The sequence below is a fragment of the Pseudomonas sp. B15(2017) genome (assembly GCF_002113215.1).
Taxonomy (GTDB): domain Bacteria; phylum Pseudomonadota; class Gammaproteobacteria; order Pseudomonadales; family Pseudomonadaceae; genus Aquipseudomonas.
The window spans coordinates 128,569-155,254 of record NZ_NEJZ01000003.1 but is presented as its reverse complement, the minus strand read 5'-3'; the positions used below and the strand labels follow the sequence as shown (position 1 = coordinate 155,254).

General features: G+C 59.9%; 25 protein-coding genes. 6 read left to right on the top strand and 19 right to left on the bottom strand.

The features are described from left to right. Positions 1 to 2: 2 nt before the first annotated feature. Genes CAF73_RS06225 through CAF73_RS06200 form a run of 6 tightly spaced genes read left to right on the top strand, consistent with a single transcriptional unit; the run spans position 3 to position 7,102 of the window. Positions 3 to 1,445: a mannose-1-phosphate guanylyltransferase/mannose-6-phosphate isomerase gene (locus CAF73_RS06225; protein WP_085702254.1), complete on the top strand. Its 1,443-nt coding sequence runs from the start codon at positions 3 to 5 to the stop codon at positions 1,443 to 1,445. Further along, the gene (locus CAF73_RS06220; RefSeq protein ID WP_011336675.1) at positions 1,446 to 2,243 is read left to right on the top strand and encodes an ABC transporter permease; all 798 of its coding nucleotides are present in this window, start codon (positions 1,446 to 1,448) and stop codon (positions 2,241 to 2,243) included. Then, on the top strand, positions 2,243 to 3,493 hold the full coding sequence (locus CAF73_RS06215) for an ABC transporter ATP-binding protein (RefSeq protein ID WP_085702253.1): 1,251 nt from the start codon (positions 2,243 to 2,245) through the stop codon (positions 3,491 to 3,493). The genes CAF73_RS06220 and CAF73_RS06215 overlap by 1 nt, the downstream gene beginning before the upstream one ends. Continuing rightward, the gene (locus CAF73_RS06210) at positions 3,490 to 4,857 is read left to right on the top strand and encodes a glycosyltransferase family 1 protein (RefSeq protein WP_085702252.1); all 1,368 of its coding nucleotides are present in this window, start codon (positions 3,490 to 3,492) and stop codon (positions 4,855 to 4,857) included. The genes CAF73_RS06215 and CAF73_RS06210 overlap by 4 nt, the downstream gene beginning before the upstream one ends. Then, positions 4,841 to 5,971 (top strand): glycosyltransferase family 1 protein, encoded by a 1,131-nt coding sequence (locus tag CAF73_RS06205; protein ID WP_085696648.1) that lies wholly within the window; start codon positions 4,841 to 4,843, stop codon positions 5,969 to 5,971. Before CAF73_RS06210 ends, CAF73_RS06205 begins: the two co-directional genes overlap by 17 nt. After that, complete coding sequence (locus CAF73_RS06200; RefSeq protein ID WP_085702251.1) at positions 5,972 to 7,102, top strand: glycosyltransferase family 4 protein; 1,131 nt, start codon at positions 5,972 to 5,974, stop codon at positions 7,100 to 7,102. 4 nt (positions 7,103 to 7,106) lie between these two features. Here CAF73_RS06200 and CAF73_RS06195 read toward each other — a convergent pair whose 3' ends face one another. The 19 genes from CAF73_RS06195 to mnmG all read right to left on the bottom strand — a co-directional run bounded on the left by CAF73_RS06195 (position 7,107) and on the right by mnmG (position 26,647). Further along, positions 7,107 to 9,137 (bottom strand): pyridoxamine 5'-phosphate oxidase family protein, encoded by a 2,031-nt coding sequence (locus CAF73_RS06195; protein ID WP_085702250.1) that lies wholly within the window; start codon positions 9,135 to 9,137, stop codon positions 7,107 to 7,109. Between the two features lie 45 nt (positions 9,138 to 9,182). Beyond that, on the bottom strand, positions 9,183 to 9,809 hold the full coding sequence (locus CAF73_RS06190) for a glutathione S-transferase family protein (RefSeq protein WP_085696644.1): 627 nt from the start codon (positions 9,807 to 9,809) through the stop codon (positions 9,183 to 9,185). Positions 9,810 to 9,913: 104 nt separating this feature from the next. Further along, positions 9,914 to 10,840: a LysR family transcriptional regulator gene (locus CAF73_RS06185; protein ID WP_085702249.1), complete on the bottom strand. Its 927-nt coding sequence runs from the start codon at positions 10,838 to 10,840 to the stop codon at positions 9,914 to 9,916. A 72-nt stretch (positions 10,841 to 10,912) separates the two neighbouring features. Beyond that, on the bottom strand, positions 10,913 to 12,745 hold the full coding sequence (gene glmS, locus CAF73_RS06180; protein ID WP_085702248.1) for a glutamine--fructose-6-phosphate transaminase (isomerizing): 1,833 nt from the start codon (positions 12,743 to 12,745) through the stop codon (positions 10,913 to 10,915). 2 nt (positions 12,746 to 12,747) lie between these two features. After that, positions 12,748 to 13,524 (bottom strand): DeoR/GlpR family DNA-binding transcription regulator, encoded by a 777-nt coding sequence (locus CAF73_RS06175; protein ID WP_085696639.1) that lies wholly within the window; start codon positions 13,522 to 13,524, stop codon positions 12,748 to 12,750. A 129-nt stretch (positions 13,525 to 13,653) separates the two neighbouring features. Further along, entirely contained in the window at positions 13,654 to 15,021 is a 1,368-nt protein-coding gene (gene glmU / locus CAF73_RS06170; RefSeq protein ID WP_085702247.1) for a bifunctional UDP-N-acetylglucosamine diphosphorylase/glucosamine-1-phosphate N-acetyltransferase GlmU, read from the bottom strand. Between the two features lie 118 nt (positions 15,022 to 15,139). Further along, positions 15,140 to 15,565 carry a F0F1 ATP synthase subunit epsilon gene (locus CAF73_RS06165; protein WP_007954164.1) on the bottom strand — a complete coding sequence of 142 codons (426 nt, stop codon included), beginning with the start codon at positions 15,563 to 15,565 and terminating at the stop codon, positions 15,140 to 15,142. A 45-nt stretch (positions 15,566 to 15,610) separates the two neighbouring features. Beyond that, positions 15,611 to 16,987, bottom strand: coding sequence for a F0F1 ATP synthase subunit beta (gene atpD / locus CAF73_RS06160; RefSeq protein ID WP_065260117.1), 1,377 nt, complete (start codon positions 16,985 to 16,987; stop codon positions 15,611 to 15,613). A gap of 27 nt (positions 16,988 to 17,014) precedes the next feature. Beyond that, on the bottom strand, positions 17,015 to 17,875 hold the full coding sequence (gene atpG, locus CAF73_RS06155) for a F0F1 ATP synthase subunit gamma (protein WP_040071850.1): 861 nt from the start codon (positions 17,873 to 17,875) through the stop codon (positions 17,015 to 17,017). 50 nt (positions 17,876 to 17,925) lie between these two features. Further along, positions 17,926 to 19,470 carry a F0F1 ATP synthase subunit alpha gene (gene atpA / locus CAF73_RS06150; RefSeq protein ID WP_085696635.1) on the bottom strand — a complete coding sequence of 515 codons (1,545 nt, stop codon included), beginning with the start codon at positions 19,468 to 19,470 and terminating at the stop codon, positions 17,926 to 17,928. A 21-nt stretch (positions 19,471 to 19,491) separates the two neighbouring features. Beyond that, the gene (locus tag CAF73_RS06145; protein WP_085702246.1) at positions 19,492 to 20,028 is read right to left on the bottom strand and encodes a F0F1 ATP synthase subunit delta; all 537 of its coding nucleotides are present in this window, start codon (positions 20,026 to 20,028) and stop codon (positions 19,492 to 19,494) included. A 12-nt stretch (positions 20,029 to 20,040) separates the two neighbouring features. After that, on the bottom strand, positions 20,041 to 20,511 hold the full coding sequence (locus CAF73_RS06140; RefSeq protein WP_007954149.1) for a F0F1 ATP synthase subunit B: 471 nt from the start codon (positions 20,509 to 20,511) through the stop codon (positions 20,041 to 20,043). 58 nt (positions 20,512 to 20,569) lie between these two features. Beyond that, on the bottom strand, positions 20,570 to 20,827 hold the full coding sequence (gene atpE, locus CAF73_RS06135) for a F0F1 ATP synthase subunit C (RefSeq protein ID WP_003097235.1): 258 nt from the start codon (positions 20,825 to 20,827) through the stop codon (positions 20,570 to 20,572). A gap of 134 nt (positions 20,828 to 20,961) precedes the next feature. Beyond that, positions 20,962 to 21,831: a F0F1 ATP synthase subunit A gene (gene atpB / locus CAF73_RS06130; protein ID WP_085696631.1), complete on the bottom strand. Its 870-nt coding sequence runs from the start codon at positions 21,829 to 21,831 to the stop codon at positions 20,962 to 20,964. 16 nt (positions 21,832 to 21,847) lie between these two features. Continuing rightward, positions 21,848 to 22,255: a F0F1 ATP synthase subunit I gene (locus tag CAF73_RS06125; protein ID WP_003229783.1), complete on the bottom strand. Its 408-nt coding sequence runs from the start codon at positions 22,253 to 22,255 to the stop codon at positions 21,848 to 21,850. Positions 22,256 to 22,403: 148 nt separating this feature from the next. Further along, positions 22,404 to 23,276 carry a ParB/RepB/Spo0J family partition protein gene (locus tag CAF73_RS06120; RefSeq protein WP_085686130.1) on the bottom strand — a complete coding sequence of 291 codons (873 nt, stop codon included), beginning with the start codon at positions 23,274 to 23,276 and terminating at the stop codon, positions 22,404 to 22,406. Positions 23,277 to 23,285: 9 nt separating this feature from the next. After that, entirely contained in the window at positions 23,286 to 24,083 is a 798-nt protein-coding gene (locus CAF73_RS06115) for a ParA family protein (protein ID WP_039764974.1), read from the bottom strand. 18 nt (positions 24,084 to 24,101) lie between these two features. Further along, the gene (rsmG, locus tag CAF73_RS06110) at positions 24,102 to 24,752 is read right to left on the bottom strand and encodes a 16S rRNA (guanine(527)-N(7))-methyltransferase RsmG (RefSeq protein ID WP_085702245.1); all 651 of its coding nucleotides are present in this window, start codon (positions 24,750 to 24,752) and stop codon (positions 24,102 to 24,104) included. Beyond that, entirely contained in the window at positions 24,749 to 26,647 is a 1,899-nt protein-coding gene (gene mnmG, locus CAF73_RS06105) for a tRNA uridine-5-carboxymethylaminomethyl(34) synthesis enzyme MnmG (RefSeq protein WP_085702244.1), read from the bottom strand. The genes rsmG and mnmG overlap by 4 nt, the downstream gene beginning before the upstream one ends. Positions 26,648 to 26,686 lie beyond the last annotated feature (39 nt).

Genomic DNA, 26,686 nt, shown 5'->3' with positions numbered 1-26,686 from the left:
CCATGCTGATCCCCGTGATTCTGTCCGGCGGTGCCGGCACCCGTTTGTGGCCGGTGTCCCGCGAGGGCCATCCCAAGCCATTCATGACCCTGCCCGACGGCCAGTCGCTGCTGGGCAAGACCTACCGCCGCGCCGCCGCGCTGCTGGACGGCTGGGGCGACATCGTCACGGTGACCAATCGCGAGTACTACTTCCAGAGCAAGGATCACTATCAGGCCGCGCGCCTTTCACGCCATCGCGGGCACTTCCTGCTTGAACCCACCGGGCGCAACACTGCACCGGCCATCGCGGCGGCGGCACTGTCGCTGCAAGCCTTGCACGGTGATGCAGCGATCATGGTGGTGATGCCCGCCGACCATTTGATCGTCAACGAAGACGCACTCAAAAGCGCAGTCGAGCACGCGGTCAATCTGGCGAAAGACGGTTATCTGGTGACCTTCGGTGTGGTGCCGACCGCCCCGGAAACCGGCTTCGGCTACATCGAGACCGGCGCCCCGCTGGATGCAAAAGGCGCAGCCAAGGTCCAGCGTTTCGTGGAAAAGCCCGACCTGCAAACCGCCACCCATTACCTGGAAAGCGGCAACTTCCTGTGGAACTCGGGAATGTTCTGCTTCACCACCGCCACCCTGATCGCAGAGCTGGAGCTGCACGCCCCCGAGCTGCTGGAACAGACGCGCGCCTGCATGGCCGCCAGCGAACCGCTGGAAACCACGGGTTACCTGCAACAGGAACTGTCGCCGCAACTGTTCGCCGAGATCACCGACATATCCATCGACTACGCGTTAATGGAACGCTCCGAGAAAGTCGTGGTGGTGCCCGCCGGTTTCGACTGGAGCGATATCGGTTCGTGGGGCGCAGTCGCCGCGCTGGTGCCGGCCGACGCCGATAACAATCGCGCCAGCGGCGAGGCGATCTTCATCGACAGCCGCAACAACTTCGTTCAAAGCGAAGGCCGGCTGGTGGCCGCAGTAGGTGTTGAAGACCTGATCGTCATCGACACCGCCGACGCCGTGCTGGTGGCCCACGCCGACCGTGCGCAGGATGTGCGGCGGGTGGCCAAACAGCTCAAGGACAAATCTCACGAAGCCTATCGTCTGCATCGCACGGTCAGCCGTCCGTGGGGCACCTACACCGTGCTTGAGGAAGGCCCGCGCTTCAAGATCAAGCGCATCGTGGTCAAACCCGGCGGCAAGCTGTCGTTGCAGATGCACCATCACCGCAATGAACACTGGGTGGTGGTCGAAGGCATGGCCAAGGTCACCAACAACGGCAGCGGCACGACCCTGGTGGCAAAGAACGAATCAACGTTTATCGCCGCCGGTCACAAGCATCGCCTGGAGAACCCCGGCGTCATCGACCTGGTGATCATCGAAGTGCAAAGTGGCGAATACCTGGGAGAGGACGACATCGTCCGCTTCGAAGACCAATACGGCAGGACGGTGTGAATGCTGCTTTCCCTGTACCGCTCGCTGCATGACTACCGGGGTTTCATCCTCGGTAGCGTCAAGCGGGAGTTTCAAGCGCGGTATCGCAATTCGCTGTTCGGCGCGCTGTGGACGGTACTCAACCCGCTGTCGATGATCATCGTGTACACGGTGATCTTTTCCCACATCATGCGCGCCCGTCTGCCCGGCGTGGACGACGGCATGGCCTACAGCGTCTACCTGTGCGCCGGGCTGCTGACCTGGGGCCTGTTCTCGGAAATCACCCTGCGCAGCCAGAACATGTTTCTGGAGAACGCCAACCTGCTGAAGAAAATCAGCTTCCCGCGCCTGTGCCTGCCGGTGATCGTGCTGCTCAATGCCGGGATCAACTTCGCGATCATCATCGGCCTGTTCCTCGGCTTTCTGTTGATCACCGGACGCTGGCCGGGCATGGCCCTGTTGGCACTGGTGCCGCTGCTGGCGCTGCAAGTGCTGTTCTGCGCCGGGCTGGGCATGATCCTCGGCGTGCTCAACGTGTTCTTTCGCGATGTCGGACAGCTATTCGCCATCTGCCTGCAATTCTGGTTCTGGCTGACCCCGATCGTGTACCCGCTGAGCATCCTGCCCGAGTGGGTGCAACGCCTGTTGCAGCTCAATCCGCTGACCAATCTGATCGGCAGTTATCAGAACCTGTTTCTCTACGGTCAGTGGCCGGTGTGGAGTTCGCTGCTGCCGATCTTCGTGATCGGCCTGCTGTTGTGTGCGGTCGGCCTGCGCCTGTTTCGCCGGCGGGTCGGCGAAATGGTGGATGAACTCTGATGGGGCACATACGCGTTACCGGCCTGGGCAAGGCCTACAAGCAGTACCCCACTCGCTGGAGTCGCCTGGCCGAATGGCTGATACCGTTTTCGCCAATGCGCCATCGCCAGCACTGGGTGCTGCAAGACGTGAATTTCGAGATCGCCCCCGGCGAAGCGGTGGGCATTGTCGGGGTCAACGGCGCCGGCAAAAGCACCCTGCTGAAAATGATCACCGGCACCACTCAGCCGACCTGCGGCCAGATCCAACTCGAGGGCCGGGTCGCCGCGCTGCTGGAACTGGGCATGGGCTTTCATCCGGACTTCACCGGCCGACAGAACGCAATCATGGCCGGGCAACTGCTGGGCATGCAGGTCGAAGACATCGAAGCACTGATGCCGGACATCGAACGCTTCGCGGAAATCGGCGAGGCCATCGATCACCCGGTGCGCACTTACTCCAGCGGCATGCAGATGCGTCTGGCCTTCAGCGTCGCCACCGCGCGCCGCCCGGACATTCTGATCGTCGACGAAGCACTGTCGGTGGGCGACGCCTACTTTCAGCACAAAAGCTTCGACCGCATCCGCAGCTTCCGCAAGGCCGGCACCACGCTGTTGATCGTGTCCCACGACCGTTCGGCGATCCAGTCGATCTGCGACTCGGCGATCCTGCTCGAGGGCGGCCACATGGTCATGCACGACAAGCCCGAAGCGGTGATGGATTACTACAATGCCCTGCTCGCCGAGCGCGAAGGCCAGACCGTGCGCCAGGAACTGCTCGACGGCGGCCAGGTACGCACCGTGTCCGGCACCGGCGAGGCCGGGATCCTCAGCGTGCGTCTGCTCGATGAACGCGAACGCTCTATCGACGCCGCCGAAGTCGGTCAGCCGGTGACACTGGAAGTCGAGGTGGAGATTCGTCAGGACATCGAACGGCTGGTGCTCGGCTTCCTGATCAAGGATCGCCTGGGCCAGGCCATGTACGGCATCAATACCCACCGCCAGAACCAGGCGCTGGAAGACCTGCGGGCGGGTGAGCGCATCACCTATCGCTTCGCCTTCGTCATGGGCCTGGGCAAGGGCAACTATTCAGTCGCCCTGAGCCTGTCGCGACTGGACTCGCACCTGGACCGCAACTTCGAATGGCGCGACTACGGTCTGGTATTTCACGTAATCAACAACCGCAAGGAAGATTTCGTCGGCTGTTCCTGGCTGGGCGCCCACACGTCGATCACCCGCCATGCGGACAACCTCGCGGAGCGTGCGCCATGACCCGCCTGCTGGTCGAATGCACCCACGTCTTCAAACACCCGAAGGTCAATTCGGGGATTCAGCGGGTGGTGCGCAACGTCATCAAACAGCTGCCGCCGAGTGCCGAAGGCGTCGAATGCGTGCCGGTGGTTCTGCTCAAGGGCCAGTTATACCGTGTGAAGCGTCTGGCGCCGCTGGATTCGCCGCTGTTCAATGCCATCGTCACGTTTGGCGAACGCCTGGAACGGCTGGCTCATCGTTTCTGGCAGCTGCATCAACGGCTGGACACCCGTTGCCGCACAAAACTGGCACGACGCGTGTTGTACGTCGGCTATCGCCTGACCTCGTTCGGTGCATTCGGGCTACCGCTGCGGCTGGTCGAGCAGGTCAATCGCTATCAAATGCCTCAACGCTGTGAACCACTGCAACACCAGCCAGGCGATCAACTGGTGCTGCTGGATTCGTCATGGCATTCGGACTTTTTCCTGCATGCCGAGCGCCTCAAACAGGAAGGCCTGGGCCTCGTTGCGGTGATCTACGACCTGATTCCGCTGTCCCATCCGCAGTTCTACGACACGCGGCTGGTCGAGGTGTACAGCGAGTGGTTCGACTGGATCGCCGGCAACGCCGACGGCTTCATGGCGATTTCCGCCACGGTGCGCGATCAGGTGCGGGCAGAACTGCAACGTCGCCTGGGATCGGCGCAAGTCGGCAAACGCTGGTTCGACTACTTTCACCTCGGTTCGGAGCTGGATCTGCAGAGCGTCGAAGCCGGCGTCGAACCACGTTTGCAACAGCTGTTCGCCACACCGGAGCCAGTGTTTCTGATGGTCAGCACCATCGAGCCGCGCAAGAACCACGACTATCTGCTGGATGCCTTCGACCATGCCTGGGCGAACGGCTCGAAAGCTCGCTTGTGCATTGCCGGGCGCATTGGCTGGAAGTGCGACGCGCTGCTTGCGCGGATCCGCAATCATCCCGAACTGAACCGGCGTCTGTTCATGTTCAACGACTTGAGCGACACCAGCCTTGAACACGCTTACGCCCATGCCAGCGCACTGGTGTTTCCGTCGTTCATCGAAGGTTTCGGCCTGCCGCTGGTGGAAGCGATGCAGCGCGGGCTGCCGGCGATGGGTAGTGACATACCGGTGTTCCGCGAGATCGGCGGTGAATTCATGGCGTATTTCGATCTGCAATCGCCGCACAGCCTCGCCGATCTGGTGCAGACCTTTGAACGCAGCGGTCGATTCCCCGCGGCCCGCGATGTGAGCGACTGGCAATGGATCGGCTGGCGCGAAGCCAGCGCGCAACTGGCCGAGCGTACCGCGCGCCATGTGCTGGAGGCACCTGAGGTGTCAGCGAGGCAACATGCGCATAGCCCTTAACGCCCGGATTCTCCAGGCACCGCGCACCGGCATCGGCCATTACGTGGCCGAGCTGGTGAATGCCTTGCACGCGGAAACCGATATCGAAGTGGCGCTGTTCCATGGCTGGGGCTGGAGCTCGCAACTGCCGGAAGCGGCGATGCCCGGTTATTCGCGCCTGACGCCGCTGCTGCGGCAGATCCCAGGCGCCTATCAGGCGCGCCGCTGGCTGGAGCAGAAGCGCTTCGATCAGGGCCCTGCGCAACCGGTCGATCTGTATCACGAACCAAGCCTGTGGCCGCTGGCCTTCGACGGCCCGACCGTGATCACCCTGCACGATCTCACGCACCTGCATTTTCCCGAGACCCAGCCGCCGGCACGGCTGCGGGAAATCGAACGGCGGCTCGCCGACGGCGTACGCCAGGCGCGGATCATTCTGACTGACTCACAAGCCATCGCTGACGAGGCCCGGGATTATTTCGGACTGCCTGCCGAGCGCTTCGTGGTCGCACCGCTGGGTGTTGCCGAGCGCTTCCATCCGCGCGAGCCGCACGACATCGATGCGGTGCTCAAGGCCCATGCGGTCGAGTACCGGGAGTATTTCCTGTGTGTCGGGACTCTGGAGCCGCGCAAGAACCTTAACCTGGCCCTGCGCGCCCACGGGCGGCTGCCGGAACGGGTGCGCCAGCGTTTCCCGCTGTTGATCGTCGGCATGGCCGGCTGGCAGCGCGATCAGTTCAGTGAAGAATTGAATCAGGCGCTGGCTTGCGGGCACGTGTGCCTGCTCGGCTATTTGCCCGATGAGCAAGTCGCGCAATTGCTGGCCGGCGCCCGGGCGCTGGTTTTTCCGTCGCTGTATGAGGGGTTCGGCCTGCCGGTGCTGGAAGCGATGGCCAGCGGCACGCCGGTGGTGCTCACCCGCTCTTCGGCCATGCCGGAAGTGGCGGGCGATGCCGGCAACTATATTGAAGCTGACGATGCAGACGGCTTGCGTGATGCGATGAGCCGACTGATCGATGATCAAGCGCACTGGCAGGCATGCCGGGAAGCCGGATTGCAGCAGGCACGGCTTTTTTCCTGGAAGCGTTGCGCGCAGGCCACGGCCGGCGCCTACCACCAGGCCATGGGAGGTTGAATGCGGGTTCTCCATTTTTTCAAGACATACCTGCCTGACTCGGTCGGCGGTATCGAACAAGTCATCTTTCAACTCTGCGAAAGTGGCGCCCAGCACGGCATCGAAGGCCAGGTACTGACGCTCAGCGCCAATCCCGAGCCAGCCGTGGTACGCCTTGGCCAGCACGAAGTGCATCGGGCCAGACTGGACGTGCAGTTCGCCTCCACCGGGTTTTCCTGGAGCGTGTTCAAGCGGTTTCGCGAACTGGCCGCCGAAGCCGACGTGATCAACTACCACTTCCCGTGGCCGTTCATGGATCTGGTGCACTTCGCCAGCGGCGTGAACAAACCGACGGTGGTGACGTACCACTCGGACATCATTCGCCAGAAGCACCTGCTCAAACTTTATCGCCCCCTGATGAACCGCTTTCTCGCCAGCGCCGACCGGATTGTCGCGGCTTCGCCGAACTACCTGCACACCAGCGATGTGTTGCAGCAGTTTCGGGACAAGACCCGCGTCATCCCGTATGGATTGAACAAGGCAGGTTATCCACAGCCCGACGTCGAGCGCATGAACCGCTGGCGTCAGCAGCTTGGGGATAAGTTTTTCCTGTTCGTCGGGGTAATGCGCTATTACAAGGGCCTGCACATCCTGCTCGACGCCTTGAAAGACGTGGACTATCCGGTGGTGATCGTCGGCGCCGGCCCGCTGGAGCAGGAACTGCACGCCCAGGCCGCCGCGCTGGGCCTGCGCAACATTCATTTCCTCGGCCGTCTGAGCGATGAAGACAAGGTCGCCCTGCTGCAACTGAGCTACGCCATCGTATTCCCGTCGCACCTGCGCTCGGAAGCGTTCGGCATTTCGCTGCTCGAAGGCGCGATGTACGGCAAACCGATGATCTCCAGCGAGATCGGCACCGGCACCAGCTATATCAATATCCACAACGAAACCGGACTGGTGGTGCCACCGAGTCATCCACAGGCGTTTCGTGAAGCGATGCGCACCCTGTGGGAAAACCCGGCCCGCGCCGCCGAAATGGGCCTCAAGGCTGAGGCCCGTTATCGGCAGTTATTCACAGCCGATGAGATGGGCCGCAAGTGGACCGAGTTGTATCAGGAGCTGCTGGAAGAAAAGGCATTGTCCTTCGCCTGATCCGTTACAGATCCAGCACCAGCGGCTGGGCACTTTGTGCCGGTACCGCGCAGCAAATCAGCACCTGCCCCTCCTCCGGCACGTCCGCCGGAGGCTGTGGATAATTCACCGCGCCGCTGATCAGCCGTGTCTTGCAGGTGCCGCACGAACCACCGCGGCAACTGAATTCCGGACGCAGACCGCGGCTTTCCGCCAGCTCCAGCAAACTGCCGCCGTCAGGCTGCCAGCGTGCCTCCTTGGCCGAACGCTCGAACACCACCGGCACCGACGTGGTCGCGGCGGGCAATTGCTCGATCACGATCGCATCCGGATCGGCTTGGCGCTTGAGGGTCGAAGGGCCGAAGGTTTCGGCGTGGATCTGCCGGTCCCGCACATCCAGTTCACGCAAAGTATCGTAGATCCCCTGGGTAAAACCGCCGGGACCACAGAGCACAAAGTCGACCTGATCAAAGTCCTCGTCGGTCAGCAGATTGCGCAATAGATCGCCATCGATACGGCCACGAATATCGAAATCCTCGCCTTGCACCAGATCGTCCTCTGGCTGGCTGAGCACTCGCAACACCTTCACGGCGTCACCGGCGTCTTCCAGCAAGCGATCCAGCTCCGCGCGAAACGGCTGGTCGGCGAGGCTGCGGGAACTCTGAACAAACAGGGTCGGACGAATCCGCCGAGTCCGCAGGCCCTGATACACCACCTCACGCAGCATCGACAGCAACGGCGTGATGCCGACTCCGGCGGCGAGCAACACCAATGGACGGCGTTCCAACGCCGCTACGGTGAAATGTCCTTGAGGCAGGCGCGCCTCCAGTACATCGCCCACGCGAATCTGCTCGTGCAGGTGCGTCGACACACGACCTTCACGTTTGACGCTGATCCGAAAGAAATCGTCTGACGGCGCGCCCGACAGGCTGTAGGTGCGGATGTGCACCTCGCCATCGAGGTTGAACCGCAGCGGCAGGTGTTGCCCTGCCAGAAACACCGGCAGACCCGCGCCGTCGTCCGGCTCCAGATAGATCGAGCGGATGTGGCGGCTTTCCATTTCGATCCTGGACACCCGCAATGGCCGCCAGCTGTCACCCAATGCCTTGGCCTGCAACCGTGCATCGGCCTGGGCCCAGTTACCGGTCAGCAGACTGGTTGGCGACATACCCTCGAAGCGCCAGCGCAGAGCCAGGGCCGCCGGACGTCGAACCAGTTTCTCCACTTCAAATGTCCACAACCGCTCGGCGCCCTGGAAGGCTTCGATCTGCGGCCCTTCGAGAATCACCTCGGTACGACCGCTGAGCTGCAACACATCGCCTGTGGAAAAGTCGATAAACAGCAAACCGGCCAAGGGATTCAGCAGCAGATTGCCGAGGGTGTTGAAGTGCAGATTGCCGGCAAAATCCGGGATCGTCAGGCGATTGCCTTCGATCCGCACAAAACCCGGCTGGCCGCCACGGTGAGAAACATCCACCGAACGCTCACCGTCGACATCAACGTAACTGGCGACAAAGAACGTGTCGGCGCTTTCAATCAGCGCAATGGCGGCGTCATCGAGGCTGTCACGGTGTTCGGCCTTGCGAGTCTGCGGATCCGTCAGTGGCACCCGCTGAAACTGGCGCAATTGGATGTACTGCGGACAGTTGCCGAACGACTGATCTACCGTCAGCGCAAAACCGTCCGCCCCCAGGCTGCCAATATGGCCATTGAGCCGATTGCGCCGGCGGGTGTGCAGCTCGATGCCGAGCAATCCGATCGCGGCGCCGGCCTGCAACTGCGCCGGATCATCGGCAGCCGGCAGACTGGCGAACTGCAGTTGCGTCGGCTCGGGAGAGTGAGCAAAACCCGGCTCCCCCTCCAGCACACTGGCCCAGGGGCGACCTTCGGCATCCACCGCGCCGTACAGCATGAAGGGCAATTGCTGATAGAACTGGCGGTGCTGATCCGGCATCCAGGTGCGAATCACCTTACGACCGAATTCCTCCATGCGTTCGGCAACGCCGACATGGGCCTGCAATTGTTGCTCGCCAGCGTGCCACGGTGAACGTTCCATCTCGGCCTCTCCCCTGCACCCTCGGCGCAGTGTGGATGATCAATGTCAGGCGGTGGTTTGCAGGCCGGCGACAGTGCGCGGCATGCCGACAAAACCGGGCAGCGCTTCGATGCGCGAGAGCCAGGCGCGAACGTTAGCGTAGTCGTCCAGCGACACATTGCCTTCCGGCGCATGGGCGATGTAACTGTAGGCCGAGACATCGGCAATGGTCGGCTCGCTACCCACCAGGTACGGGGTTTTGCCCAGTTCCTGATCCATCACCTTGAGAAAGTTATGCGCACGGGTGATCACTTCCTCGGCGTTGAACTTCGCTCCGAATACCGTGATCAGGCGGGCGGCGGCGGGACCGAAAGCAATTGGCCCGGCAGCTGCGGACAACCAGCGCTGTACGTGCGCGGCGCCGACCGGATCGCTTGGCAGCCAGCGACCATTACCGTATTTCTGTGCCAGGTAGACGAGGATCGCGTTGGAGTCGGCCAGCACCACGCCGTTGTCATCAATGGCCGGTACTTGCCCGAAGCTGTTGATCGCCAGGTAGCCGGGCTGTTTGTGCTCGCCTTTGGCCAGATCGACAAAGATCAGCTCTGTCGGCAATTGCAGCAGGGACAACATCAGCTCGACGCGATGGGCGTGGCCGGAACGCGGGAAGTTGTAGAGTTTGATCGCTTGCATGGTCGACTCCGTTGAATGATGGCGCCGTTCAGGGTGGACGGCGGCCGTGGGAGCCATCTTCCACCTATCGTGAAAACAACAGAATCACCAGCAAACGCAATCCATTATTTCTCTGGATGAAATAAAGCGGCATTTTTCAAGGCGGGATGCTCACGCAATGCGTTCACCATGAAGTCGACAAAACTGCGCACCCTCGCCGGCGCCTTGCGCCCGCCCTGATACACCACATGGATCGGCAGCGCAGGCAATTCAAACTCGGCGAGGACGATTTCCAGTTCGCTGGAAGCCACCTTGCTGGCCACCTGATAAGACAGCACCCGGGTCAGCCCCAGGCCCAGCGACGCTGCCGTGATCGCAGCCTGATTGGCGGTGACCACCAGACGCGGCTCCGGTCTTACGCCAATGAGTTCACCGTTTTCCATGAATGGCCAGCTGCGCTGCTGGCCGATGGCCGACGTCGCCACCACCGGCGCCCCTGCCAGGGCCTGTGGATGGGTCGGCCGGCCATGGACCGCAAAGTACTCCGGCGAGCCACAAATCACCCGCCGCACCTCACCGACCCGGATCGCATGCTGATTGCTGTCCGGTAGCTCGCCGATACGTATCGCGACGTCGACACCCTCCTCGACCATGCTCACCACCCGGTCGAGCAACAGGGCGTTGATGGCAACGTCCGGGTATTGCGTCAGATAACGCGCCATCACCGGTGTGACAAACAACTCGCCGAACAAAACGGGCGCCGTCACCGTCAACTGCCCACGGGGCTGGGTATGACTGCCGGCAGCGGAATCCTCCGCTTCCTGCACCTCGGCGAGAATTCTCCGACAGTCTTCCAGGTAACGCAGACCCGCTTCGCTCAGATGCACGCTGCGGGTGGTACGAATCAGCAACTGCGTACCGATCCGCTGCTCCAGCGCCGCCACCGCCCGGGTCACGCTGGCTGCCGACAGACCCAAGCGCCGCGCAGCAGCAGAAAAACCCTGCTCCTGGGCGACGATGGCGAAAACCTGCATTTCCTGGAAGCGATCCATGGTGTCCTCGATCCGGATAAAAAAATCGCAGCCGAAGCTGCGATTTTATTGGGGTGATCCACTGTGGATAACTTATTCCACCGTCACCGACTTCGCCAGGTTACGCGGCTGATCCACGTCAGTTCCCTTGAGTACCGCGACGTAGTACGACAGCAGTTGCAGCGGAATGGTATAGAGGATCGGCGACAGAATGTCGTGGATGTGCGGCATCTGCACCACATGTGTGCCTTCGCCGTTGGTCATCCCGGCCTTCTCGTCGGCGAACACGATCAGTTCGCCGCCGCGGGCGCGGACTTCCTGCAGGTTGGATTTGAGTTTCTCCAGCAGCTCGTTGTTAGGCGCGACGGTCACCACCGGCATGTCGTTATCCACAAGCGCCAGCGGACCGTGCTTCAATTCGCCGGCCGGGTAGGCTTCGGCGTGAATGTAAGAGATTTCCTTGAGCTTCAAGGCCCCTTCCATCGCGACCGGGAATTGCGCGCCACGGCCCAGGAACAGCGTGTGGTTCTTCTCGGCAAACAACTCTGCGATCTTTTCCACCGTGCTGTCCATCGCCAGCGCTTCGCCCAGACGGGTTGGCAGACGACGCAGTTCTTCGACCAGCGAGGCTTCAACGCCTTTGCCCAATGTGCCGCGCACTTGGCCCAGAGACAGGGTCAGCAACAGCAGACCAACCAGTTGCGTGGTGAACGCCTTGGTCGAGGCCACACCGATTTCGCGACCGGCCTGGGTCAGCAGAGTCAGGTCGGACTCGCGCACCAGCGAGCTGATGCCGACGTTGCAGATCGCCAGGCTTCCCAGGAAACCCAGTTCCTTGGCGTTGCGCAGGGCGGCCAGGGTGTCGGCGGTTTCGCCGGACTGGGAGATGGTGACGAACAGAGTGTCGGGCTGCACCACCACCTTGCGGTAGCGGAACTCGCTGGCGACCTCGACCTGGCAAGGAATGCCGGCCAGCTCTTCGAGCCAGTAACGGGCAACCATCCCGGCGTGATAACTGGTGCCGCACGCCACGATCTGCACGTTGCGCACTTTGGCGAACAGTTCAGCGGCTTGTGGGCCAAACGCCTGAACGAGCACCTGATCCGAACTCAATCGACCTTCCAGGGTGCGCTGCACCACGGATGGCTGCTCGTGGATTTCCTTGAGCATGTAGTGACGGAACTCGCCTTTGTCGGCGGCTTCGGCGCCATCGGTGTACTGGACGGTCTGGCGCTCGACGGCTTTACCGGTCACGTCCCAGATCTGCACCTTGTCACGCTGGATCTCGGCGATATCGCCCTCTTCCAGGTACATGAAACGGTCGGTGACCTGACGCAGGGCCAGTTGGTCGGAAGCGAGGAAGTTCTCGCCCAGACCCAGACCGATGACCAATGGGCTGCCGCTGCGGGCAGCAACCAGTCGATCCGGCTGCTGCGCGTAAATGACCGCCAGACCGTAAGCGCCATGCAGCTCCTTGACCGCAGCCTTGAGGGCGTCGGTCAGGTCCGGCAGCGTCTTGAGTTTCTCAGTCAGCAGGTGGGCGATGACTTCAGTGTCGGTATCGGAACTGAACACATAGCCTTGCGCCTTGAGTTGTTCACGCAGCGCCTCATGGTTTTCGATGATGCCGTTGTGCACGACAGCGATGTCACCGGAGAAATGCGGGTGGGCATTGCGTTCGCTCGGTGCACCGTGGGTCGCCCAGCGGGTGTGGGCAATACCGAGACGGCCGACCAGCGGATGTTCGGCCAGAGCGGCGTCGAGTTCGCTGACCTTGCCCACACGACGGGTGCGCTCGAGGGTTGCGTCATTGGTAAAGACAGCCACGCCTGCGCTGTCATAGCCCCGGTACTCCAGACGCTTGAGGCCTTCGACCAGAATGGCGGTGATATTACGTTCAGCAACGGCGCCGACAATTCCACACATGCTTATTTCTCCTGACTGACAGTCGCGCAAATCAAGTTGATACCGCGAGCCTGAATCTGATCCCGTGCGTCTGAAGGCAGGCGATCATCGGTAATTAGGGTATGGACGCTGCTCCATGGCAGCTCCAGGTTGGGAATCTTGCGGCCGATCTTGTCGGCCTCGACCATCACGATCACTTCCCGCGCCACTTCCGCCATCACCCGGCTGAGGCCGAGCAATTCATTGAACGTGGTGGTACCGCGCACCAGGTCGATGCCATCGGCACCGATAAACAACTGGTCGAAGTCGTAAGAGCGTAGTACCTGCTCCGCGACCTGGCCCTGAAAGGACTCCGAGTGCGGATCCCAGGTGCCGCCGGTCATCAACAGCACAGGCTCGTGTTCGAGTTCGCTCAGGGCGTTGGCCACATGCAGGGAGTTGGTCATCACCACAAGACCCGGCTGCTGGCCGAGTTCGGGAATCATCGCGGCGGTGGTGCTGCCGCTGTCGATGATGATGCGCGCATGCTCGCGGATGCGTGTAACCGCAGCCCGGGCGATCGCCTGTTTGTATTTGGAAACACTGAGGCTGGCGTCCGCCACCAGCTCGTGCGGCATGGTGATGGCTCCACCGTAGCGACGCAGCAGCAGGCCATGACTTTCCAGCGCGGCAAGATCCTTGCGAATCGTAACTTCCGAAGTTTCGAAGCGCTTCGCGAGTTCGTCGACACTCACTTCGCCCTGTTCATTGAGCAAGGCAAGAATGTTGTGACGGCGCTGAGGTGTATTGCGTTTCGACATGGCTGATTAAGTTTCGATTCGAAAGATAACGGAAGCAATCAAAACCTATCAGTTGCAAGTCGTCAAGCCGACGCCCATAAAAAAAGACCGCCGGCGGCGGTCTTTTCAGATTCAAGCGTTGTGGATAACTCAGTTCTTTTTGATTTTCTCAGGCCGCTTCCAGCCATCGATATTTCTCTGCCGCGCCCGGCCAACCGCCAATTGCGCGTTATCCACATTCTGGGTGATGGTCGAACCGGCCGCAGTGGTTGCACCGGCGGAGATATCCACAGGCGCCACCAGCGAGTTGTTGGAACCGATGAACACATCCTCACCCAACACGGTTTTCCACTTGTTGGCACCGTCGTAGTTGCAGGTGATGGTGCCGGCGCCGATGTTGGTGCGCGCACCAATCTCGGCGTCGCCCAGATAAGTCAGGTGCCCGGCCTTGGCGCCTTCACCCATGCGGGCGTTTTTCAGCTCGACGAAGTTACCCACATGGGCGCGGGCCTCCAGCACGGTGCCCGGTCGCAGACGGGCAAACGGGCCGGCATCGCTGCCTTCGCCCAACACCGCGCCTTCGATATGGCTGTTGGCCTTGACCACCACGCCCTTACGCAGAGTGCTGTCCTTGATCACGCAGTTCGGGCCGATGACCACGTCATCCTCGATGACGACCTTGCCTTCGAGAATCACGTTGATGTCGATCAGCACGTCGCGACCCACGGTCACTTCGCCACGCACATCAAACCGGGCCGGATCACGCAGAGTGACACCCTGGGCCATCAGACGGCGACCGGCGCGCAACTGATAGTGACGCTCCAGTTCGGAGAGTTGTTTGCGATCATTGGCGCCCTGCACTTCCATCGGGTCGTGCGGTTGTTCAGTGGCGACGGTCAGGCCATCGCTGACTGCCATCTCGATCACATCGGTCAGGTAGTACTCGCCCTGAGCGTTGTTGTTCGACAGGCGACTCATCCAGTCCGCCAGACGATTTGCCGGCACAGCGAGAATGCCGGTATTGCCTTCGGTAATCGCCCGCTGTGCTTCGCTGGCGTCCTTGTGCTCAACGATCGCGGTAACCTTGCCGTCGGCGTCGCGCACGATGCGGCCATAACCGGTCGGGTCATCCAGTTCGACGGTGAGCAAACCCATCTGCCCGGGCACAACGTGCTTGAGCAGGCGTTGCAGGGTTTCGACTTCGATCAACGGCACATCACCGTAGAGAATCAGTACGGTATCGGCAGTGATGAACGGAACAGCCTGAGCCGTGGCGTGTCCAGTGCCCAGTTGCTTGTCCTGCAGCACGAAATTCAGGTCATCGGCGGCCAGACGTTCGCGTACCACGTCGGCGCCGTGGCCAATCACCACATGAATCCGTTGTGGATCAAGTTGACGAGCGCTGTGGATAACATGCCCAAGCATGGAGTCGCCGGCAATCGGGTGCAGCACTTTTGGCAGCGCGGAACGCATGCGAGTGCCTTGGCCGGCCGCGAGGATAACGATTTCAAGAGACATGACTGGCTACCAATCCTGGGTGGTCAGCAACTGCGACCGGGGTTTTGAAAGTCGAAAAAGAAAAAAGGGTAGCCGAGGCTACCCTTTTTTATCAATCGCACAACAAGTGGCTGACGGATTAACCGCCAAACTTCTTGCGGATCTGCTGGACGGTGCGCAGCTGAGCTGCAGCCTCGGCCAGACGTGCGGATGCAGCTCCGTAGTCGAAATCTGCGCTCTTCTCATGCAGAGCAGCTTCGGCAGCCTTGAGAGCTGCTTGAGCCTGAGCTTCATCCAGGTCGGCGGCACGTTGCACGGTATCGGCAAGCACCTTGACCATGTTCGGCTGAACCTCGAGGAAACCACCGGAGATGTAGAACACCTCGGCTTCCCCGCCTTGCTTGATCAGGCGGATCGGACCTGGCTTCAGATTAGTGATCAGCGGCGCGTGGCCCAGAGCGATACCAAGATCACCCAGAGCACCGTGCGCAATCACCATCTCGACCAGGCCGGAAAAGATTTCTCCTTCCGCGCTGACGATGTCGCAATGGACTGTCATAGCCATCTGATTGCCTCAACCTAAATTAGCGCCCGTTGCCGGGCGCCTGGATTACAGTTTCTTGGCTTTCTCGATCGCTTCTTCGATGCCGCCGACCATGTAGAACGCTTGTTCTGGCAGGTGGTCGTAGTCACCGTTGAGGATGCCTTTGAAGCCAGCAATGGTGTCTTTCAGGGAAACGTATTTACCCGAAGCACCGGTGAAGACTTCAGCCACGAAGAACGGCTGCGACAAGAAGCGCTGGATCTTACGAGCACGGGCTACCAACTGCTTGTCGGTTTCCGACAGCTCGTCCATACCCAGGATCGCGATGATGTCCTTCAGCTCTTTGTAACGCTGCAGCACGTACTGAACGCCACGAGCGGTCTCGTAGTGCTCGTTGCCGATCACGTTCGGGTCCAGCTGACGCGAAGTCGAGTCCAGTGGGTCTACCGCCGGGTAGATACCCAGGGAAGCGATGTCACGGGACAGAACGACGGTGGCGTCCAGGTGAGCAAACGTGGTTGCTGGCGACGGGTCGGTCAGGTCGTCCGCAGGTACGTATACGGCCTGGATCGAAGTAATCGAACCTTGCTTGGTCGAAGTGATGCGCTCTTGCAGCACGCCCATCTCTTCAGCCAGGGTCGGCTGGTAACCTACTGCCGAAGGCATACGGCCCAGCAGTGCGGATACTTCGGTACCGGCCAGGGTGTAACGGTAGATGTTGTCGACGAACAGCAGAACGTCGTTACCTTCGTCACGGAACTTCTCGGCCATGGTCAGACCGGTCAGCGCAACACGCAGACGGTTTCCCGGTGGCTCGTTCATCTGACCGTAGACCAGGGCAACCTTGTCGAGAACGTTGGAGTCCTTCATCTCGTGGTAGAAGTCGTTACCCTCACGAGTACGCTCACCCACACCGGCGAACACGGAATAACCGCTGTGCTCGATGGCGATGTTGCGGATCAGTTCCATCATGTTTACGGTCTTGCCTACACCGGCACCACCGAACAGACCGACTTTACCGCCCTTGGCGAACGGGCAGACCAGGTCGATAACCTTGATACCGGTTTCGAGCAGGTCGTTGCCACCTGCCTGTTCAGCGAAGGAAGGAGCGGCGCGGTGGATACCCCAGCGCTCTTCTTCGCCGATCGGGCCGGCTTCGTCGATCGGGTTGCCCAGTACGTCCATGATCCGGCCCAGGGTCGCTTTACCGACCGGTACGGAGATGGCTGCGCCAGTGTTGTTGACGTCCAGACCGCGCTTCAAGCCTTCGGTGGAGCCCATCGCAATGGTACGAACCACGCCGTCGCCCAGCTGCTGCTGAACTTCCAGAGTGGTTTCGGCGCCTTGAACCTTCAAGGCGTCGTAGATGCTCGGTACGCTGTCGCGTGGAAATTCCACGTCGATAACGGCGCCGATGATTTGAACGATACGTCCGCTACTCATAGCTGGATCCTCTGAATATTTGAACCGTTAAACCGCGGCAGCGCCGCCGACGATTTCCGAGATCTCTTGGGTGATCGCAGCCTGACGCGCCTTGTTGTAGATCAGCTGCAAATCGCTGATCAAATCACCGGCGTTGTCGGTAGCGTTCTTCATCGCGATCATCCGCGCAGCCTGTTCAGCCGCGTTGTTCTCGACCACCGCCTGGTACACCTGCGACTCCACGTAACGCACCATCAAGCCGTCAAGCAGCTCTTTGGCGTCTGGTTCGTAGAGATAGTCCCAGTGGTGCTTGAGTTCTTGATCCGGGGTCGCCACCAGTGGAATCAACTGCTCCACGGTAGGCTGTTGCGTCATGGTGTTGATGAACTTGTTGGATACCACGGACAGGCGGTCGATACGGCCGTCCAGATAAGCATCCAGCATCACCTTGACGCTGCCGATCAGATCATTGATCGACGGCTCTTCACCCAGGTGGCTGATAGCTGCAACGACGTTACCGCCGAAGTTGCGGAAAAAGGCCGCACCCTTGCTACCAACGACACACAGATCGATCTCGACGCCGTTTTCGCGGTTTACCGCCATGTCCTTGACCAGGGCCTTGAACAGGTTGGTGTTCAAGCCGCCGCACAGACCACGGTCACTGCTCACCACGACATAGCCGACGCGCTTGACGGCGCGGTCGATCATGAACGGATGGCGGTATTCCGGGTTGGCGTTGGCCAGATGCCCAATTACCTGGCGGATACGCTCCGCATAAGGACGGCTAGCAGCCATGCGCATTTGTGCCTTGCGCATTTTGCTGACCGCCACTTTTTCCATGGCGCTGGTAATTTTTTGCGTGCTTTTGATGCTCGCAATCTTACTGCGAATCTCTTTTGCGCCTGCCATGTAACACCTATCAGGTTAGCAAGCGGGAGCCTTGCGGCTCCCGCTGCGGCTTACCAGGTTTGGGTGGCCTTGAACTTCTCGATACCAGCCTTCAGGCCAGCGTCGATTTCGTCATTGAAGTCACCTTTAACGTTGATCTTGGCCATCAAATCGGCGTGATCGCGGTTGAAGTAAGCAATCAGCGCTTGCTCGAAGCTGCCGACTTTGGCGATTTCAATGTCAGTCAGGAACCCACGCTCAGCGGCATACAGCGACAGCGACATGTCGGCGATCGACATTGGCGCGTATTGCTTCTGCTTCATCAGCTCGGTAACGCGCTGACCATGCTCAAGTTGCTTGCGGGTCGCTTCGTCCAGGTCAGAAGCGAACTGGGCGAATGCCGCCAGTTCACGGTACTGAGCCAGAGCGGTACGGATACCACCGGACAGCTTCTTGATGATCTTGGTCTGAGCGGCACCACCCACACGGGATACCGAAACACCGGCGTTCACTGCAGGACGGATGCCCGAGTTGAACATGGCCGATTCCAGGAAGATCTGACCGTCGGTGATGGAAATCACGTTGGTCGGAACGAACGCGGAAACGTCGCCAGCCTGGGTTTCGATGATCGGCAGTGCGGTCAGGGAACCGGTTTTGCCGGTGACTGCGCCGTTGGTGAACTTCTCTACGTACTCTTCCGAAACGCGGGATGCGCGCTCCAGCAGACGGGAGTGGAGATAGAACACGTCGCCTGGGTAGGCTTCACGTCCTGGTGGACGGCGCAGCAGCAGGGAAATCTGGCGGTAAGCCACTGCTTGCTTGGACAGATCGTCATAAACGATCAGCGCGTCTTCACCGCGGTCGCGGAAGAATTCACCCATGGTGCAACCGGAGTACGGAGCCAGGAATTGCAGTGCTGCAGATTCCGAAGCGCTCGCTGCAACGATGATGGTGTTGGCCAGTGCACCGTTTTCTTCCAGCTTGCGAACCACGTTGGCGATGGTCGATTGCTTCTGACCGATTGCCACGTAGACGCAGAAAATGCCGCTGTCTTTCTGGTTGATGATCGCGTCGATCGCCAGAGCGGTTTTACCGATCTGACGGTCACCGATGATCAGCTCACGCTGGCCACGGCCGACAGGGATCATGGCATCGACAGCCTTGTAGCCAGTCTGTACAGGCTGGTCTACCGACTTACGCCAGATCACGCCCGGAGCAACTTTCTCGACCGCGTCGGTCTCGGTGTTGCCCAGTGGACCTTTGCCGTCAACAGGGTTACCCAGTGCGTCGACAACGCGACCCAGCAGTTCCTTACCAACCGGAACTTCGAGGATGCGGCCGGTGCACTTGGCGCTCATGCCTTCAGCCAGAGTCGTGTATGCGCCCAGTACAACGGCACCTACGGAGTCTTGCTCCAGGTTGAGGGCCATACCGTAGACGCCGCCCGGAAACTCGATCATCTCGCCGTACATGACGTCGGCCAGACCGTGAATCCGCACGATACCGTCAGATACGCTGACGACAGTGCCTTCGTTACGGGCTTGGGAGGTCACATCGAGCTTTTCGATGCGGCCCTTGATAATTTCACTTATTTCGGAAGGATTGAGTTGCTGCATTGCTCTGCTGCCCCTTCAAACTCAAGATTTCAATGCTTCGGCAAGTTTCGCGATTTTGCCGCGAATCGAGCCATCGATAACCAGGTCGCCGGCGCGGATGACGACACCCCCTATAAGGGAAGCATCCTCCGCAACTTGCAGGCGCACTACCCGGCTGAGTCGTGCACTGAGAACCTTGGCGAGTTTGTCTTGCTGTTCTTGGTTCAATGCAAAAGCACTGGTCACTTCAACGTCTACCGATTTCTCTTGTTCGGCCTTGTACAGGTCGAAAAGAGCGGCAATCTCCGGCAGAAGCAGGAGACGGTCGTTTTCGGCAACGACATTGATGAAGTTCTGTGCCTTGGCATCAAACTTGTCGCCGCACACGTCAATGAACGTGGCGGCCTTTTCTGCGCTCGTCAGTCGCGGGGCCTTGAGCACGCGCTGCATGGTGTCGTCTTGCGACACCGCTGCTGCCAGGCCGAGCATGGCTGACCAATTGGCCAGTTGCTGGTGGGCCTGAGCGTGCTCGAAGGCCGCCTTAGCGTAAGGTCGGGCCAACGTGGTCAGTTCTGCCATGATCGCCCTCGCTTAGATTTCAGCAGCCAGTTGGTTAACCAGCTCTGCGTGCGCGTTTTGATCGATTGTGGCACCCAGGATCTTCTCGGCGCCGCCGACAGCCAGCAAGCCCACTTGGGCGCGCAGCTTGTCTTTGACACTGTTCAGTTCCTGTTCGATCTCGGCTTGAGCCTGAACCTTCACACGGTCAGCATCGACGCGGGCCTTTTCAACGGCCTCTTCGACAATCTGGTTACCGCGTTTCTTGGCTTGCTCGATGATTTCAGCTGCCTGAGCTTTCGCTTCGCGCAGTTGCTGACCCGCTTTTTCTTGGGCCAACTCCAGGTCGCGAGCTGCACGGCTGGCAGCGTCCAGACCATCAGCGATCTTCTTTTGACGTTCGTGCAGAGCTGCGATGACCGGAGGCCATACGAACTTCATGCAGAACAGTACAAAAATCAGGAACGCAACGGACTGGCCAATCAGGGTCGCATTAATGTTCACGCCAACACCTCGCAGTTACGTTGTCCATCACACCAAATCACTCGGAAAATCCGAATGATTAGCCAGCGATCTGACCAACGAACGGGTTCGCAAAGGTGAAGAACAGAGCGATACCAACACCGATCATGGTTACGGCGTCGAGCAGACCGGCAACGATGAACATTTTAACTTGCAGCATTGGAACCATTTCTGGCTGACGCGCTGCGCCTTCCAGGAACTTGCCGCCCAGCAGGCCGAAACCAATTGCGGTACCCAGTGCGCCCAGGCCGATCAACAGTGCAACAGCGATAGCGGTTAGACCAACTACAGTTTCCATCTTTCCTCCCGACTTTTACGTCGTATGGTTTAGGTTTTTTAGATTAAAGCGGTAAAACAAATCGTTTCATGGTGCCCCGTGAGGAGCCCCTTCCCGTTTGACCGGGAAGGACATCAGACTAGTCGAGACTGGTCTTAATGGTTTTCTTCGTGCGCCATCGACAGGTAGACGATGGTCAGCATCATGAAGATGAACGCCTGCAGGGTGATGATCAGGATGTGGAACACAGCCCACGCCCACTGCAGGACAACGCCCAGGCCGCTCAGCCAGAGCAGGCCGCTGCCGAACATCACAGCGATCAGGATGAACACCAGCTCGCCGGCATACATGTTGCCGAACAGACGCAGAGCGAGAGAGATCGGTTTGGCGATCAGGGTCACGAACTCCAGCAGGAAGTTCACCGGAATCAGCAGGGCCTGAACGAAGATGTTCTTGCTGCCGAACGGATGCAGGGTCAGCTCGCCGATGAAGCCGCCGAGGCCCTTGACCTTGATGCTGTAGAAAATGATCAGTGCGAAAACCGAGAACGCCATGCCCAGGGTCGCGTTCGGGTCAGTAGTCGACACGGCGCGGAACGGGATGTGGTGGTCGCCGGAGATCAGGACGGCCAGCTGAGGAATCCAGTCGACCGGTACCAGGTCGACGGCGTTCATCAGGAACACCCAGACGAAGATGGTCAGTGCCAGCGGTGCGATCACCGGGCTACGGCCATGGAAGCTGTCTTTCACGCTGCCATCGACGAATTCGACCAGGACTTCAACGAAGTTCTGCAGTGCACCCGGCTGACCGGAAGTCGCCTTCTTGGCCGCCATGCGGAAAAGAATGACGAAGATCAGACCCAGCGCGACCGACCAGCCGAGGGTATCGACGTGGAAAGCCCAGAAGCCCATTTCCTTGGCTTCTGCTGCGGTGTGGGCAAAGCCCCAGCCGCCGTTGGGTAGCTGACCGAAGGTCAGGTTCTGCAAGTGGTGCTGGATATAGCCCGAAGCGGTTGTTTCTGCCATGGTTGCCTCAAACGCCCTAAGGTCTCGAAAGTCTTGTTCTCATCAGCAGGGGAGCGAACCAGCTGACCGACTGAGTCAGCACGAACGCGCCGAATACAGCAATCGGCGCCAGTGGCTTCACACCTGCAAACACCAGTGCAAACAGCACTGCCGTCAAAATCAGTTTGCCTGCCTCGCCGGCATAGAAAGACCGGACGATGGACTGGGCTGCTCGGGCGCCGGAAAACCGAAATGCCTTGTGAGCGAAATAAACATTGGGCAGCAAGGCTATCAGGCCTCCGCAAAGTCCCGAGTATCCGGCAACGACTCCGTGCCATTGCCAGAGCGCCAAAGCGGCAATGAGCAAAATGACAAATTGAGCCATCAACACCGGAAAAACCGCCAGGCGATGGAACGGCAGGCGGTTTGGCTTGCGGGTTTCCATCACTATTGCTCTCCAATGGTCGGCTGCCAAAATTCAATAACTTGGCATAATTTGTGCCGACAAAATGCGCGCAGAGTATAGGGGCGGTTCTGCCCCTATTCAACTGTCAGGTAGTGATTTCCGACTGCGCGCTACAAGGGGAATTGTTTCAGCGGATGTGTGCGAGCACACCTTGAAGCTCATCGAGGGAGTTGTAACCAATCACCAACTGGCCTTTGCCCTTCTTGCCGTGGCGGATCTGCACCGCAGAGCCCAGCCGCTCGGCCAGACGCTGTTCAAGCCGGGCGATATCCGGGTCGGGTTTGGCAGGCTCGACCGGCTCCGGTTTGCCGCTCAGCCACTGACGAACCAGTGCCTCAGTTTGGCGCACAGTGAGGCCGCGTGCGACAACATGTCGCGCCCCTTCCACCTGCTGATTGTCCGGCAGACCGAGCAATGCACGGGCATGACCCATTTCCAGGTCGCCATGGGACAGCATGGTCTTGATGACTTCCGGCAGCGCAATCAGGCGCAACAGGTTGGCTACCGTGACGCGGGACTTACCCACAGCCTCGGCGACCTGTTGCTGAGTGAGCTGGAATTCCTGCTGCAAGCGCTGCAGGGCCACCGCTTCCTCGATCGGATTCAGGTCTTCGCGCTGGATGTTCTCGATCAGCGCGATGGCGATCGCGGTTTCATCCGGCACGTCGCGAACCATCGCAGGAATGGTTTCCTGCCCGGCTTGCTGACTTGCGCGCCAGCGACGTTCGCCGGCGATGATCTCGAAACGACCACCGCCAATCGGGCGAACCACGATCGGCTGCATCACGCCCTGGGCCTTGATCGACTGCGCCAGCTCTTCCAGCGCCTGCGGATCCATGTCCCGGCGTGGCTGATACTTGCCGCGCTGCAGCAGGTCCAACGGCAGGTGCTGCAACTCACGGCTGTCCGCCTGCGCTGCCTGTTCTTCCAGCGCGCTGACAGTCGGACCGCTCAGCAGTGCATCCAGTCCTCGTCCGAGACCTCGTTTCTTGACGGCCATGGGAATTCCTTAAGTTGGCTGGGCAGCGGCGGTGCGTGAATTTTTGCGCTGACGGCGAACCATCTCGCCCGCCAGGGCCAGATAGGCCAGCGCGCCACGCGATTGCTTGTCGTACGCCAGCGCCGGCATGCCGTAGCTCGGGGCTTCGGCGAGACGGATGTTGCGCGGGATCACCGTGTCGTAAAGCTGATCGCCGAAGTGTTCCTTGAGCTGGGCCGATACATCGTTCATCAGGCTCAGGCGCGGGTCATACATGGTCCGCAGCAGGCCTTCGACTTTCAGGTTCGGGTTCAGCAGTTCGGCGATGCGTTTGATGTTATCCACAAGGTCGCTCAGACCTTCGAGCGCAAAATACTCGCACTGCATGGGGATAATGACCCCGTCGGCGGCAACCAGTGCGTTCAGCGTGAGCATCGACAGCGACGGCGGGCAGTCGATCAGAATGTAATCGTAGTTTTCACGGATCGGCGCCAACGCGCTGCGCAGACGGCTTTCCTTCATCTGCATTTCCAGCAGCACCACCTCGGCCGCCGTCAGGTCGCGGTTGGCCGGTAGCAGTTGATAACCGCCGTGTTCCGAATAGTGCATGGCCTGGGCCAGATCGCATTCACCGATCAGCAGGTCGTAGACCGAATTTTCCAGGCCATGTTTATCCACACCGCTGCCCATGGTGGCGTTGCCCTGTGGATCGAGATCGATCAACAGCACCCGGCGCTTGGTCGCGACCAGGGATGCTGCGAGGTTGATGCAGGTGGTGGTCTTGCCCACACCACCCTTCTGGTTCGCTATCGCGAATACCTTAGCCATTCTTGCTTGTGTTCCCAATCATGCCGTGCGGCGCAGTATCAGCAGATGGCGTTGGCCTTGGCAACCGGGTACGGCCAGGGCGTGTTCGCTATCGAGTTTGAAGTCTGCCGGCAATGCTACCAGCTCATCGGCCGGATGGACGCCCTTCATTGCCAGCCAGCGCGTATCGGCGTCGCCGAGGTGGCGAGTCCAGTTGGTGAAGTTCTCCATGCTGCTGAATGCCCGGGAAATAATCCCGTTGAATGGCTGTGCAGGCTGGAACGCTTCGACGCGACTGTGGATAACTTGCAGGTTATCCAGTTTCAGTTTGAGTTCGAGTTTGACCTGGGTCAGAAAACGGGTTTTCTTGCCGTTGCTGTCCAGGCACGTCACTTGCGAGTCCGGATACAGGATCGCCAGAGGGATCCCCGGCATGCCGCCGCCGCTGCCGACATCCAGCCAGCGACCGTTTTCGATGAACGACATCACGCTGAGGCTATCGAGCAAGTGACGGGACACCATTTCGTCCGGGTCGCGAACGGCGGTCAGGTTGTAGGCCTGGTTCCATTTGATCAACAGGGCCAGATAACCCAGCAGCAATTCGTGCTGGGTTTCAGTGAGATTGACACCGAGCTCGCGGGCTCCTGTGGATAACTCTTCGGCGTGTTGCGAAGTGACCTTAGAACTCAAGCGCTTTGCTCCAACTGACGGCCCGCGCCGCGTTTTTTCAAATGAATCATCAACAGCGAAATTGCTGCCGGGGTCACACCCGGGATCCGCGAAGCCTGGCCCAGCGTCTCGGGACGCGTGGCGCCCAACTTGCTCTGGATCTCCTTGGAAAGACCGGAAATGTTGGTGTAATCGATATCCACAGGCAGTTTCGTGTCTTCACTGGCGCGCAGACGGGCGATTTCGTCCTGTTGGCGATCGATGTAACCGGCGTACTTGGTCTTGATCTCGACCTGTTCGGCGACCTGTGGATCTTCAGCGCCCTGCCCGGTCACTTCGACCAGACCAGCGTAGTCGATTTCCGGACGGCTCAAGAGATTGAGCAGGTTGTATTCGTGAGTCAGCGGAGTGCCGAATTTTTCTGCAATTGCATCGCCCTGCTGGGTGCCCGGGCGAACCCAAGTGCTTTTCAGACGCTGCTCTTCCAGCTCGATGTTTTCGCGCTTCTTGCAGAAAGCCGCCCAGCGCGCGTCATCGACCAGACCCAGTTCGCGACCTTTTTCGGTCAGACGCAAGTCCGCGTTGTCCTCACGCAGGATGAGGCGGTACTCGGCACGGGAAGTGAACATGCGGTACGGCTCTTGAGTACCGAGGGTGATCAGGTCGTCGACCAATACCCCGATGTACGCTTCATCGCGACGCGGACACCAGGCTTCTTTGCCTTTCGCACGCAGCGCGGCGTTGGCTCCTGCGAGCAAACCCTGGGCGCCGGCTTCTTCGTAACCGGTGGTGCCGTTGATCTGGCCAGCGAAAAACAGACCGCCGATGACTTTGGTTTCCAGGCTGTACTTCAGGTCGCGCGGATCGAAGTAGTCGTACTCGATCGCATAACCCGGACGCACGATGTGCGCGTTTTCCATGCCGCGAATCGATTGCACGATCTGCAATTGCACGTCGAACGGCAGGCTTGTGGATATCCCGTTCGGATACAGCTCATGGGTGGTCAGGCCTTCCGGCTCGATGAAAACCTGATGGCTTTCCTTGTCGGCGAAGCGATGAATCTTGTCTTCGATCGACGGGCAATAACGCGGGCCAATGCCTTCGATCTCGCCGGCAGCGGAATACATCGGCGAACGGTCGAGGTTCGCGGCAATGATTTCGTGGGTACGGGCGTTGGTGTGAGTAATCCAGCAACTGACCTGCCGTGGATGTTGTTCTTTGTTGCCCATGAACGACATCACCGGAATCGGCGTATCACCTGGCTGCTCGGTCATCACCGAGAAATCCACAGACTTGCCGTCGATACGCGGTGGCGTGCCGGTTTTCAGGCGTCCAACGCGCAGCGGCAATTCACGCAGGCGATGCGCAAGGGCGATCGACGGGGGATCACCGGCACGACCGCCGGAAAAATTCTGCAAACCGATGTGGATAAGTCCGCCGAGGAACGTGCCGGTGGTCAACACCACGGAATCGGCGAAGAAACGCAGACCCATTTGCGTGACAACACCGCGTACTTGTTCCTGCTCGACGATCAGGTCGTCAGCGGCTTGTTGAAATATCCACAGGTTCGGCTGGTTTTCCAGAATTTCGCGGACAGCGGCCTTGTAAAGAATACGGTCGGCTTGCGCACGGGTTGCACGTACGGCCGGGCCTTTGCGGCTGTTCAACACGCGAAACTGGATACCGCCCAGATCGGTGGCCATGGCCATCGCGCCGCCGAGGGCGTCGATTTCCTTGACCAGATGGCTTTTGCCAATGCCTCCGATGGCCGGGTTGCAACTCATGGCACCGAGGGTTTCCACGTTGTGCGTCAGCAGAAGGGTTTTTGCACCCATGCGTGCTGAGGCCAGTGCTGCCTCGGTACCGGCATGACCGCCGCCGATGACGATCACTTCAAAACGGGAAGGGAAATCCACCACGCACCTCGTGCCTGCTTAAGTAGGTAATTCAGGAAT

Coding starts and splice junctions, on each gene's coding strand:
- atpG (WP_040071850.1), bottom strand. CDS start 17,875: ATGGCAGGCGCAAAAGAGATTCGCAGTAAGATTGCGAGCATCAAAAGC.
- glmU (WP_085702247.1), bottom strand. CDS start 15,021: ATGTCTCTTGAAATCGTTATCCTCGCGGCCGGCCAAGGCACTCGCATG.
- atpA (WP_085696635.1), bottom strand. CDS start 19,470: ATGCAGCAACTCAATCCTTCCGAAATAAGTGAAATTATCAAGGGCCGC.
- CAF73_RS06175 (WP_085696639.1), bottom strand. CDS start 13,524: ATGTCGAAACGCAATACACCTCAGCGCCGTCACAACATTCTTGCCTTG.
- CAF73_RS06125 (WP_003229783.1), bottom strand. CDS start 22,255: ATGGAAACCCGCAAGCCAAACCGCCTGCCGTTCCATCGCCTGGCGGTT.
- CAF73_RS06210 (WP_085702252.1), top strand. CDS start 3,490: ATGACCCGCCTGCTGGTCGAATGCACCCACGTCTTCAAACACCCGAAG.
- atpD (WP_065260117.1), bottom strand. CDS start 16,987: ATGAGTAGCGGACGTATCGTTCAAATCATCGGCGCCGTTATCGACGTG.
- CAF73_RS06225 (WP_085702254.1), top strand. CDS start 3: ATGCTGATCCCCGTGATTCTGTCCGGCGGTGCCGGCACCCGTTTGTGG.
- CAF73_RS06145 (WP_085702246.1), bottom strand. CDS start 20,028: ATGGCAGAACTGACCACGTTGGCCCGACCTTACGCTAAGGCGGCCTTC.
- CAF73_RS06115 (WP_039764974.1), bottom strand. CDS start 24,083: ATGGCTAAGGTATTCGCGATAGCGAACCAGAAGGGTGGTGTGGGCAAG.
- CAF73_RS06165 (WP_007954164.1), bottom strand. CDS start 15,565: ATGGCTATGACAGTCCATTGCGACATCGTCAGCGCGGAAGGAGAAATC.
- CAF73_RS06185 (WP_085702249.1), bottom strand. CDS start 10,840: ATGGATCGCTTCCAGGAAATGCAGGTTTTCGCCATCGTCGCCCAGGAG.
- atpB (WP_085696631.1), bottom strand. CDS start 21,831: ATGGCAGAAACAACCGCTTCGGGCTATATCCAGCACCACTTGCAGAAC.
- glmS (WP_085702248.1), bottom strand. CDS start 12,745: ATGTGTGGAATTGTCGGCGCCGTTGCTGAACGTAATATCACCGCCATT.
- CAF73_RS06200 (WP_085702251.1), top strand. CDS start 5,972: ATGCGGGTTCTCCATTTTTTCAAGACATACCTGCCTGACTCGGTCGGC.
- CAF73_RS06215 (WP_085702253.1), top strand. CDS start 2,243: ATGGGGCACATACGCGTTACCGGCCTGGGCAAGGCCTACAAGCAGTAC.
- CAF73_RS06195 (WP_085702250.1), bottom strand. CDS start 9,137: ATGGAACGTTCACCGTGGCACGCTGGCGAGCAACAATTGCAGGCCCAT.
- atpE (WP_003097235.1), bottom strand. CDS start 20,827: ATGGAAACTGTAGTTGGTCTAACCGCTATCGCTGTTGCACTGTTGATC.
- CAF73_RS06190 (WP_085696644.1), bottom strand. CDS start 9,809: ATGCAAGCGATCAAACTCTACAACTTCCCGCGTTCCGGCCACGCCCAT.
- CAF73_RS06220 (WP_011336675.1), top strand. CDS start 1,446: ATGCTGCTTTCCCTGTACCGCTCGCTGCATGACTACCGGGGTTTCATC.
- CAF73_RS06120 (WP_085686130.1), bottom strand. CDS start 23,276: ATGGCCGTCAAGAAACGAGGTCTCGGACGAGGACTGGATGCACTGCTG.
- CAF73_RS06205 (WP_085696648.1), top strand. CDS start 4,841: ATGCGCATAGCCCTTAACGCCCGGATTCTCCAGGCACCGCGCACCGGC.